General features: G+C 65.2%; 9 protein-coding genes and 1 pseudogene. 7 read left to right on the forward strand and 3 right to left on the reverse strand.

Features of this window, described 5'->3' with window-relative positions:
- Positions 1 to 17: 17 nt before the first annotated feature.
- Positions 18 to 368, reverse strand: a pseudogene (locus ACFOOL_RS12655) (hypothetical protein); the annotation flags it as partial.
- Between ACFOOL_RS12655 and ACFOOL_RS12660 the strand changes: the two are divergent.
- Both ACFOOL_RS12660 and ACFOOL_RS12665 read left to right on the forward strand, forming a co-directional pair.
- Positions 340 to 801: a DUF5680 domain-containing protein gene (locus ACFOOL_RS12660; protein ID WP_380097472.1), complete on the forward strand. Its 462-nt coding sequence runs from the start codon at positions 340 to 342 to the stop codon at positions 799 to 801. The pseudogene ACFOOL_RS12655 and the gene ACFOOL_RS12660 sit on opposite strands and share 29 nt — an antisense overlap.
- 244 nt (positions 802 to 1,045) lie before the next feature.
- Entirely contained in the window at positions 1,046 to 1,264 is a 219-nt protein-coding gene (locus tag ACFOOL_RS12665) for a hypothetical protein (RefSeq protein ID WP_380097473.1), read from the forward strand.
- Positions 1,265 to 1,438: 174 nt separating this feature from the next.
- Here ACFOOL_RS12665 and ACFOOL_RS12670 read toward each other — a convergent pair whose 3' ends face one another.
- Both ACFOOL_RS12670 and mscL read right to left on the reverse strand, forming a co-directional pair.
- Positions 1,439 to 2,074 (reverse strand): response regulator transcription factor, encoded by a 636-nt coding sequence (locus ACFOOL_RS12670; RefSeq protein WP_380097474.1) that lies wholly within the window; start codon positions 2,072 to 2,074, stop codon positions 1,439 to 1,441.
- Between the two features lie 277 nt (positions 2,075 to 2,351).
- Positions 2,352 to 2,744 carry a large-conductance mechanosensitive channel protein MscL gene (mscL, locus tag ACFOOL_RS12675; RefSeq protein WP_380097475.1) on the reverse strand — a complete coding sequence of 131 codons (393 nt, stop codon included), beginning with the start codon at positions 2,742 to 2,744 and terminating at the stop codon, positions 2,352 to 2,354.
- A gap of 172 nt (positions 2,745 to 2,916) precedes the next feature.
- On the opposite strand from mscL, the gene ACFOOL_RS12680 reads away from it, so the two are divergent.
- The 5 genes from ACFOOL_RS12680 (at position 2,917) to cysW (ending at position 9,038) form a co-directional block, all read left to right on the forward strand.
- Positions 2,917 to 4,539: an ATP-binding response regulator gene (locus ACFOOL_RS12680; RefSeq protein ID WP_380097477.1), complete on the forward strand. Its 1,623-nt coding sequence runs from the start codon at positions 2,917 to 2,919 to the stop codon at positions 4,537 to 4,539.
- A 136-nt stretch (positions 4,540 to 4,675) separates the two neighbouring features.
- Entirely contained in the window at positions 4,676 to 5,710 is a 1,035-nt protein-coding gene (locus tag ACFOOL_RS12685; protein WP_380097479.1) for a sulfate ABC transporter substrate-binding protein, read from the forward strand.
- A gap of 107 nt (positions 5,711 to 5,817) precedes the next feature.
- Positions 5,818 to 7,191 carry an FAD/NAD(P)-binding protein gene (locus ACFOOL_RS12690; RefSeq protein WP_380097480.1) on the forward strand — a complete coding sequence of 458 codons (1,374 nt, stop codon included), beginning with the start codon at positions 5,818 to 5,820 and terminating at the stop codon, positions 7,189 to 7,191.
- A gap of 145 nt (positions 7,192 to 7,336) precedes the next feature.
- Positions 7,337 to 8,185, forward strand: coding sequence for a sulfate ABC transporter permease subunit CysT (gene cysT, locus ACFOOL_RS12695; protein WP_380097481.1), 849 nt, complete (start codon positions 7,337 to 7,339; stop codon positions 8,183 to 8,185).
- Positions 8,175 to 9,038 (forward strand): sulfate ABC transporter permease subunit CysW, encoded by an 864-nt coding sequence (gene cysW, locus ACFOOL_RS12700; protein ID WP_380097482.1) that lies wholly within the window; start codon positions 8,175 to 8,177, stop codon positions 9,036 to 9,038. The genes cysT and cysW overlap by 11 nt, the downstream gene beginning before the upstream one ends.
- Positions 9,039 to 9,212: the final 174 nt, after the last annotated feature.

Genomic DNA, 9,212 nt, shown 5'->3' on the forward strand with positions numbered 1-9,212 from the left:
CTGCCTAGTTCGACCTCTTCGAAATTGGCACATATCGCGGAACACCGCTGAGGCATAGGTGGCGGTATTTGCAGGCGACTAATAGCCGTCTGTTGGTTGTCAATCGCAAGGACCGTCCAACCTTGCTCCAAAAGGTGAAGAGTATCCCTCCCTGAGCCACAACCAAGATCAACGGCGTGCCCAGGATTTGGCATGAGCATCAACGCCTTCAGAAGCGTGGCGCGCGGTGGAGAGCTAGCTGTTTTGCTGTGATAATTCTTCCAATTGGCCATGCAAAACTCCCTGCTGACAGCATTTGGCAGCAACGCCGGCCAAAATCTACTCAATTGGAGGGAGCCCATGGACCTGAACGAGCTAAACGCCACCATCGTCAGAGCAAAATCGTCAACCTATGTGGGCGGGGGACAAAAATGCGACTCCAGCCGCTTGGGGTCACACGACCTTCGCTGGTCAGATGGCAAATGGTCATATCTCGACAGTTATTTCGGCGGCACCGATTTCATAGGGCAGGAAACCATTTGGTATGCAGACACCCCCGTATGGGCGATGAACTATTACGGCCACATCAAAGCCCCGCTGTTGATCGACGCGGTTGGAGCAGGTGAGATAATCAAAAGAGCGCTGTCCCAGATGTATGAGGAGGGGCGGTTTCTAGGTGGATTTCGTTGGCAAAGTCCGCAGGGCGTCTATGTCGATACCAATGCTGGAGACGCAGCGCGTTTTCATGGACGAGAAGCGATCTTGGTCCAAGGTCAGGAAGCCTATGTTCTAGATTATTTTGGTGGCTTGATAAAAGAGTAACCGCTGTGTCCGGTTTCGGGATGAGACAGCTAGCGCCTAGGCGACTGGAATGAGGTCGGTAGCCGACCGGCTCATTTGGGGTGGGGAAGAGACAGACGGCTTTTGGCTTGATCGCAAGAAAACGAGACGGACCACAGAGGCCCAACCGGCAGCCACGCCTGCCGTGATTAACCAATGGCATTGGTATAGAATGGACGGGGTAACGGCTTCCCAGTATTTTGCGTGAGAACAGGGAATTTCTACGATGCCGTTTTCCTATCTCGCGTTGCTTCCTAAGCGATATCGGCATTTTTTCTTCAACTGGATTTTTACTGCCACCATCATCCGGGCGGCAATTGGTTTCGCGGAAACCAAAGGAGTAATTGCCTTCCCGACATATGGTGGGGAGGCAATCCTTGTCGGGACGTTTGTGTTCGCCTTTATTCTGTTCGTTAAGGCCCCTAGCCAGTCCAACGACGATTAGTCCGCTTTAGGGAGCGAGTTGGGCGGTGCCTAACGTCCATAACGGGGTCGAAAGCTGCCGCTGATTCAGACAGCCTTCGCTTTGCTGACGCACCCCGTCGATGCGCCTGCCGCTCGACCATAGCTCTCATGGCCTTCTCCGCTGAAATCGCTCCGCCGGAGCTATTTCTTGACGCTACGAAGTCAGCACGATCCGCATCAGGTCGGCGGTGTTGCGGGCGCCGAGCTTTTCCATGACGCGGGCGCGGTGCACCTCGATGGTGCGGGGGGAGATGCCCAGTTGCCGGCCGGCTTCCTTGTTGGACTGGCCGTTGGTGATCAATTGCAGCACCTCGCGCTCGCGCGGGGTGAGCTGGGCGAAGCCGCGCACCTCGACGGGGCGCTGGCCGGCCTGCATGGCGCCCAGATGGACGTCGCGGCGCAGCGCGTCGCGCACCACGGTGAGCAGGTGCTCGCTGTCGATGGGCTTGCCGAGCACGTCGGTGGCGCCCAGCTTCATGGCGGTGACGGCGGCGTCCAGTTGCGGGACATTGGCCAGCATCACCACCGGCGCCCCGGTGCGCAGCGCCTTGACGCGGCGCAGCAGGCCCAGCCCGCTCTCCTCGCCCAGCATCAGATTGATGACGGCGACGTCCGGCCGGCGCCGCTCGAGCGAGGAAATGAAATCGGCCGGATCGAGCGAAAACAGCGTCTGGAAGCCTTCGAGCCGGAACAATACGCTCAACGCCTCGCAGCTTCCCGGATCGGGGTCCACGATATGGACGAGCCGATCGCGATTGAGAAAGGCGTGGTAATAGGTTTGCGTATTCATGCCGAAGCCCTCCTGACAGGTCTTTCCTAGCGACGGGCCAGCCCGGACACGCAAGACTTAGCACGGCCGGAGGCTTTACGCTGGGTCGGCGCCTCTGTCCGGGTGGTTTGCACTTGTAGTTTGCTCTAGGTGGTCACGCCGTCCGACATGGAGAATCCCTAGGATAGACTACCTAGGTTTTAGGTATATTTACCTATTCATGGGAAAATCAACGATATTATTCCTAACTTCTGGGTAAAGACAAGGCCGGCTCCGGGAACGAGCCGGCCGGTCCGATTCAGCGGGGGCTGGCGCGCAGGGCGTCGCGGATTTCGGTGAGCAGCACTTCCTCGCGGCTCGGCGCCGGGGTTTCCTCGACCGGCTCCTGGGCCGCCTCGCGCTTGAGGGAATTGATGCCTTTCACCACCAGGAACAGCACGAAGGCGATGATGGAGAACTTGACCACGGCGTTGATGAACAGGCCGATATTGACCTTGGCTTCGCCCACGGTCAGCACGATGCCGGAAAAATCGATCCCGCCGATGATGATGCCGATCAGCGGCATGAAGATATCGTCGACGATGGACGAGACGATGGCGCCGAAGGCGGCGCCGATGATCACGCCGATGGCCAGATCGATCATATTGCCCTTGATGGCAAAATCCCGGAATTCCTTCATAAATCCACTCATGGTCGCTCCTTGTGCTCCTCTTGCCCCCATGTGTCGGGCGATGCGGGTTAACCGGAATTAACGATTGCAGGCCTTTTCGGGCAAGGCAATGGGCCCAATAGCGGTCTTGCACTGGTTTGGCGGCGGGCGGATAAGGGGGTCGATATCCCTGTTTGGCGGATCAAAGCCCATCATGAGGTTGCTTTCCAACGACCCGGCCGCCGGCGTCAGGCTGGCCATGGATCATCTTCCCCAGGGCGTCGTCGTGTTCGATGCCGGGCTGCGGCTGGTCGCGTCCAACCGGCATTACAACGCGCTGCTGGCCCTGCCGGAGGACCTGATCCGGCCGGGAACGGCACTGTTCGACATTGCGCTCTTCCTGGCCGAGCGCGGCGATCTGGGGCCGGGGGACGCGGCCCGGCTGGCCATAGAACGCATCAACCTGCTCACCTCCGCCCCCCTCACCGTGACCCAGCGCATGGATGGCGAGGGCCAGACCCTGGAATTCCATTCCAGCCGCCTGCCCGATGGCGGGCTGGTGGTCAGCTTCGCCGACGTCACCGCGCGCATTCGCGTCGAGCAGGAGCTGGAGCGGATGAACCAGACGCTGGAGCGGCGGGTGGAGGAGCGCACCGCGGCGCTGCGGCAGGTCAATGCCGAGCTGGAAATCGCCCGCGCCAAGGCCGACGCGGCCAATCACGACAAGACCCGCTTTCTCGCCGCCGCCAGCCACGACCTGCTGCAGCCGCTCAACGCCGCCCGCCTCTACACCTCCACCCTGATCGAGCGGGCCAAGTCCACCGCCTTCGCCGACCTGGCCAATTCCATCGAGGCGTCGCTGACGGCGGTGGAGGACATCATGTCGGCCCTGCTCGATATCTCGCGCATCGACAGCGGCGCCCTCAAGCCGGCGCCCATGCCGGTGCAGGCGCAGGATTTGCTGCGCAAGACCGAGGTGGAGTTCGGCCCCATGGCGCGGGCGCGCTCCATTTCGCTACGCATCGTGCCGACCGGGGCCACGGTGCTGGCCGACCGCTCGCTGGTGGGGCGGATCGTGCAGAACCTGGTGTCGAACGCCATCAAATACACGCCGGTGGGCGGCAAGGTGCTGGTGGGGCTGCGCCGGCGCGGCAATCGCTGGCGGCTGGACGTCATCGATACCGGCATCGGCTTCAACCGCGACCAGCACCGGCTGGTCTTCGCCGAATTCTCCCGGCTGGAGCGTGGCGCCCGCATGGCCCAGGGGCTGGGGCTGGGCCTGTCCATCGTGCAGCGCCTGGTCGCCGCCCTGGGGCTGACGCTGGAGCTCGACAGCCGCGAGGGCCACGGTTCGCGCTTCTCGCTCTATCTCCCGGCGGTGCGCAACGGGCGCCCGGCCGGGCAGGCCGAGCCGGTGGCGGGCGAGGGAAGTTTCGGCACGCTCGATCTCAAAGTGCTGTGCGTCGACAATGAGCGCGCCATTCTCGAGGCCATGGAGGGGCTGCTGACCCATTGGGGATGCGATGTGCGCACGGCGCTCTCGCTCAAGCAGATCGACCGCGAGCATCTGCTGGAGGGCTGGTATCCCGATCTGGTGCTGATGGATTATCATCTCGACCAGACCTCGGGGCTCGATGCCATCGAATGGCTGCGGCACAATCTGGGCGGGCACCTGCCGGCGGCGCTGGTGACGGCGGACCGCAGCCCCGCCGTGCGGGCGCTGGCGGAGGACCGGGGCATCGCCGTGGTCACCAAGCCGGTCAAGCCCGCCGCGCTGCGCGCCACCATCAGCGGCCTCGCCAACCAGAGCGGGCGCACGGCCAGACGCACCGGCTGAGTTTTCGCCCCGGCTTTCGCTCACTCCCGCCGGCGGGACAAATTTTTCTCCGGCAAGCGGAAATCGCCGCAAAGCTGGACCTTCCCCAACCCGGCCGCATTGATAGGCTTCCAGCCTCACGCATCAGGAGGTTCCGATGAAACGGACAGCCGGACTTGTTGCCTATGCCGCCCTCGCCGCCCTGCTGGTCATGGACTTTTCCATCGCCGCCCAGGCGCAGGACAAGACGCTGATCAACGTCTCCTACGATCCGACCCGCGAGCTTTATCGCGACTACAACGCCGCCTTCATCGCCCATTGGCAGGAAACCACGGGCGAGAGCGTCGCCGTGCAGGTGACCCATGGCGGCTCCGGCTCGCAGGCCCGCACCGTCATCGACGGGCTCGAGGCCGATGTGGTGACGCTGGCGCTGGAAAGCGACATCAACGCCATCGCCGACGCCACCGGCCTCATCCCGGAAAACTGGCGCACCCTGCTGCCCAACAACAGCGCGCCCTATACCTCGACCATCGTTTTCCTGGTGCGCAAGGGCAATCCCAAGGGCATCGCCGATTGGGGCGACCTGGTCGGCGACGGGGTGGAGGTGATCACCCCCAATCCCAAGACCTCGGGCGGGGCGCGCTGGAACCTGCTGGCCGCCTGGGCCTGGGCCCGGGCGCAGCAGGGCGGCAGCGACGACACCGCCCGCGAATTCGTCACCGCGCTCTACCGACACGTGCCCGTGCTCGATACCGGGGCCCGCGGCTCCACCACCACTTTCGTGCAGCGCGGCATCGGCGACGTGCTTCTGGCCTGGGAGAACGAGGCCCATCTGGCGCTCGAGGAGGCGGAGAAGCTGGACCCGGACGCCTTCGAGATCGTCACCCCCTCGATCTCGATCCTGGCCGAGCCGCCGGTGGCGCTGGTGGCGGCCAATGCGGAGCGCAAGGGCAATCTGGAGGTGGCCCGGGCCTATCTCGACTATCTTTATTCCGACGAAGGCCAGGCCATCGCCGCGCGCCATTACTACCGCCCGTTCCGCCCGGAGGCGGCGGCGCCGGAGGACATGGCACGCTTCGGGGCGGTCAATCTGGTCACCATCGCGGATTTCGGCGGCTGGCGCGCGGCGCAGCCGCATTTCTTCGGCGATGGCGGCGTCTTCGACCAGATCTACGCCGGCGCCGCGCGGTAACGGCGCCCGCCTGCCCCGGCCGGGCTTGCCGGGGGCTCCGGCAAAATCTATATGCCGGGGCCAGATGCCGGCCACACCAGGGCCGGCCAGCCCATGGATGGCCGGCAATGCGCACGCGACGAGACGATACCACCCCCGCCGGTCGGGAGCTGCGCTCCGTCGTTATCATCGGGGGCGGCGCCAGCGGCGTGTTGCTGGCCGCGCATCTGCTGGCCAGCCCCGATCCGGACCTGCGGGTGACGCTGCTCGAAAAACAGGGGCGCTACGGGCAGGGCCTGGCCTATTCGGCGCAGCACCGCGACCACCGCGTCAACGTGCCGGCCCGCGGCATGAGCGCCTTCGCCGACGATCCGGAGCATTTCTGGCGCTGGCTGCACCGGCGCGATCCGCAGCTTTATGCCAGCCCCTGGGTCTTCGTGCCCCGGCGGCTTTACGGTACCTATCTCGAAGAGGTGCTGCGCGAGGCCGGGGAGCGCCTGCCCGGGCGGCTGCATGTGCGGGCCGAGGAGGCGGTGGCGCTCCGCCCCGTCGAGGGCGGCGTGGAAACCATGCTGGCCGATGGCACCAGCCTCGTCAGCCGCTGGGCCGGGCTGGCGGTGGGCCACGAGACGCAGCCGGCCCGCGGCGGGCATGTCGCGGTGCGGGTGGGCTCGGAGCGCGATACGCCGCTCGATCCCGAGGCGCCGGTGATGATCCTGGGCTCCGGGCTGAGCATGGTGGATGCCTGGGTGTCGCTGGCCGAGGCGAAGCACCGGGGGCCGGTGACGGTGGTGTCGCGCAACGGCCTGCTGCCCACCGGCCATCGCGACGTGCCGCCGCTGGCCATCGCGGCCGAGGAGGTTCCCTTCGGCGCGGGCCTGCGGCAATTGACCCGCTGGTTCCGCAGCAAGATCAGGGAGGTGGAAGCCCGGGGCGGCGACTGGCGCAGCGTCGTCGACGGGCTGCGGCCCCATAACCAGCGCCTGTGGCAGAGCTGGAGCGACGCGGAAAAGCGCCGGTTCCTGCGGCATTTGCGGCCCTGGTGGAACATTCACCGCCACCGTATGCCCCCCGACCTGCACGAAGGCATGGCGCGGGCGATCGCCGGCGGGCAGGTGCGGCTGGTGGCCGCCGAGGTCGTGGGGGTCGAGGCCGCCCCGGGCGGCGCCCGCGCCACCTTCCGGCCCCGTGGCACCGCCCGGCGCGAAACCATCGAGGTCGCCCGCGTCTATGATTGCGGCGGCGTCAGCGTCGATGTGCGCGCCAGCAGCAATCCGCTGATCCGGCACCTGGTGGCCTCGGGCGCCGCCCGCCCCGACCGCATGCGCATCGGGCTCGACGTCGACGCCGATTGCGCGCTGGTGGATGAAGACGGCAACGCCTCGGCCCGGGTACGCGTCGTCGGCCCGCTGACGCGCGGGCGCTATTTCGAGATCGAGGCGGTGCCCGATATAAGGGTGCAATGCGCCGCCATCGCGAGGTCTTTGCTCGCTTCGGACTGATCCGCCGCGCTCACGCAATTTTGCGCGGGACATTCCCTATAAATCGGAATATTTTTCTTCATCGATACGAAAACTGAACGACTCCTCGCCTTGTGAAACTCGACCTGCCGCATAGAGTTACTCCGGTTACAGGAGGCCCGGATCGATGTTCCGACCTGTCGTGCGCTTTCGCCAGCCCAGCGCCATGCCCGGCTTCGGGCTGACCTTCGGCTTCACCCTCGCCTATTTCAGCCTCATCATCCTCATTCCGCTGCTGGCGCTGGTGCTGCGCGCCAGCGGGCTGGGCTGGGCGGGATTCTGGGCCGGCGCCACCGATCCGCGGGTGCTGGCGGCGCTGCGCACCAGCTTTCTCACCGCCCTTTTCGCCGCCGGCGTCAATGTGGTCTTCGGCACGCTGATCGCCTGGGTGCTGGTGCGCTACCGCTTCGTGGGGCGGCGCGTCTTCGATGCCATGGTGGACCTGCCCTTCGCCCTGCCCACGGCGGTGGCGGGGATCGCGCTCACCGCGCTTTACGCCCCCAACGGGCTGATCGGCCAATTGGTGGCGCCGCTGGGCTGGCGCATCGCCTATACGCCGGCCGGCATCGTCATCGCCATGATCTTCATCGGCCTGCCCTTCGTGGTGCGGACCGTGCAGCCCATTCTGGAGGAAACCACCAGGGAGGTGGAGGAAGCCTCGGCCATGCTGGGCGCCAGCCGCTTCCAGACCATCGTCCGCGTGCTGCTGCCCGGGCTGCTGCCGGCCATCCTCACCGGCTTCGCCCTCGCCTTCGCCCGGGCGGTGGGCGAATACGGCTCGGTGATCTTCATCGCCGGCAACATCCCCTTCGTCTCGGAGATCGCGCCGCTGCTGATCGTCATCCGGCTGGAGGAATTCAACTATCCGGGCGCGGCGGTCATCGCCACGGTGATGCTGCTGATCTCCTTCCTCATGCTGTTCCTGATCAATCTGGTGCAGGCCTGGAGCCGCGGGAGATATGGCCATGGCGAGTGAAGCGCGCCGCCGCACCGCCCCCACCGAGGAGCCGGCGGGGGTGCGCCTGCTGCTCATCCTCGCCGGCGTCGCCTTCATGGCGCTGTTCCTGGTGCTGCCGCTGGGCGCGGTGTTCGCCGAGGCGTTCCGCCAGGGCCTGGGCGCCTATCTGGAGGCGCTGACCATCCCCGATGCGCAGGCGGCCATCCGCCTCACCCTGCTGGTCGCCGCCATCGCCGTGCCGCTCAACGTGCTTTTCGGCATCTGCGCCTCCTGGGCCATCGCCAAGTTCGAGTTCAAGGGCAAGGCCTTCCTCATCACCCTCATCGATCTGCCGTTCTCGGTCTCGCCGGTGATTTCGGGCCTGGTCTATGTGCTGCTGTTCGGCACGGGCAGCCTCCTCGGCCCGTGGCTGCGCGCCAATGGCATCGAGATCCTGTTCGCCGTGCCCGGCATCGTCCTCGCTACCATTTTCGTCACCTTTCCTTTCGTCGCGCGCGAATTGATCCCGCTGATGCAGGAACAGGGCACGGCCGACGAGGAAGCGGCGCTCTCGCTGGGCGCGAGCGGCTGGCAGACCTTCCGCTACGTCACCCTGCCCAATATCCGCTGGGGCCTGCTCTACGGCGTACTGCTGTGCAATGCCCGCGCCATGGGCGAATTCGGCGCGGTGGCCGTGGTCTCGGGCAAGATCCGCGGCCAGACCACCACCATGCCGCTGCAGGTGGAGATGTTCTACAACGAATATCAGGGCACCGCCGCCTTCGCCCTCGCCTCGCTGCTGGCACTGCTGGCGCTGGTGACCCTGGTGCTGAAATCGGCGCTGGAATGGCGCTTCGGCGACGAACTGGCCGCGACCGGAAGAGGCCATTAGACGGCGCAATGGCCGCTGTCGTGTTCCCCTCCCCCTTGAGGGGGAGTGTTTACTTTGGACGCTTCTGGTTCGATCGTTATTGCCCACACCAACGCTGTGCTGCCCTCGGGTCGAGCCCACTGCTGTCCGGTTAAATTTTCTGGACTACGTGCATGACATTGATTCTACTTCGTT

Source organism: Devosia honganensis (assembly GCF_042648785.1).
GTDB lineage: Bacteria > Pseudomonadota > Alphaproteobacteria > Rhizobiales > Devosiaceae > Devosia > Devosia honganensis.

Excerpts from the sequence above, each read along its gene's own strand:
- ACFOOL_RS12660 (WP_380097472.1), top strand. The coding sequence starts at position 340 with ATGGACCTGAACGAGCTAAACGCCACCATCGTCAGAGCAAAATCGTCA.
- ACFOOL_RS12665 (WP_380097473.1), top strand. The coding sequence starts at position 1,046 with ATGCCGTTTTCCTATCTCGCGTTGCTTCCTAAGCGATATCGGCATTTT.
- ACFOOL_RS12670 (WP_380097474.1), bottom strand. The coding sequence starts at position 2,074 with ATGAATACGCAAACCTATTACCACGCCTTTCTCAATCGCGATCGGCTC.
- mscL (WP_380097475.1), bottom strand. The coding sequence starts at position 2,744 with ATGAGTGGATTTATGAAGGAATTCCGGGATTTTGCCATCAAGGGCAAT.
- ACFOOL_RS12680 (WP_380097477.1), top strand. The coding sequence starts at position 2,917 with ATGAGGTTGCTTTCCAACGACCCGGCCGCCGGCGTCAGGCTGGCCATG.
- ACFOOL_RS12685 (WP_380097479.1), top strand. The coding sequence starts at position 4,676 with ATGAAACGGACAGCCGGACTTGTTGCCTATGCCGCCCTCGCCGCCCTG.
- ACFOOL_RS12690 (WP_380097480.1), top strand. The coding sequence starts at position 5,818 with ATGCGCACGCGACGAGACGATACCACCCCCGCCGGTCGGGAGCTGCGC.
- cysT (WP_380097481.1), top strand. The coding sequence starts at position 7,337 with ATGTTCCGACCTGTCGTGCGCTTTCGCCAGCCCAGCGCCATGCCCGGC.
- cysW (WP_380097482.1), top strand. The coding sequence starts at position 8,175 with ATGGCGAGTGAAGCGCGCCGCCGCACCGCCCCCACCGAGGAGCCGGCG.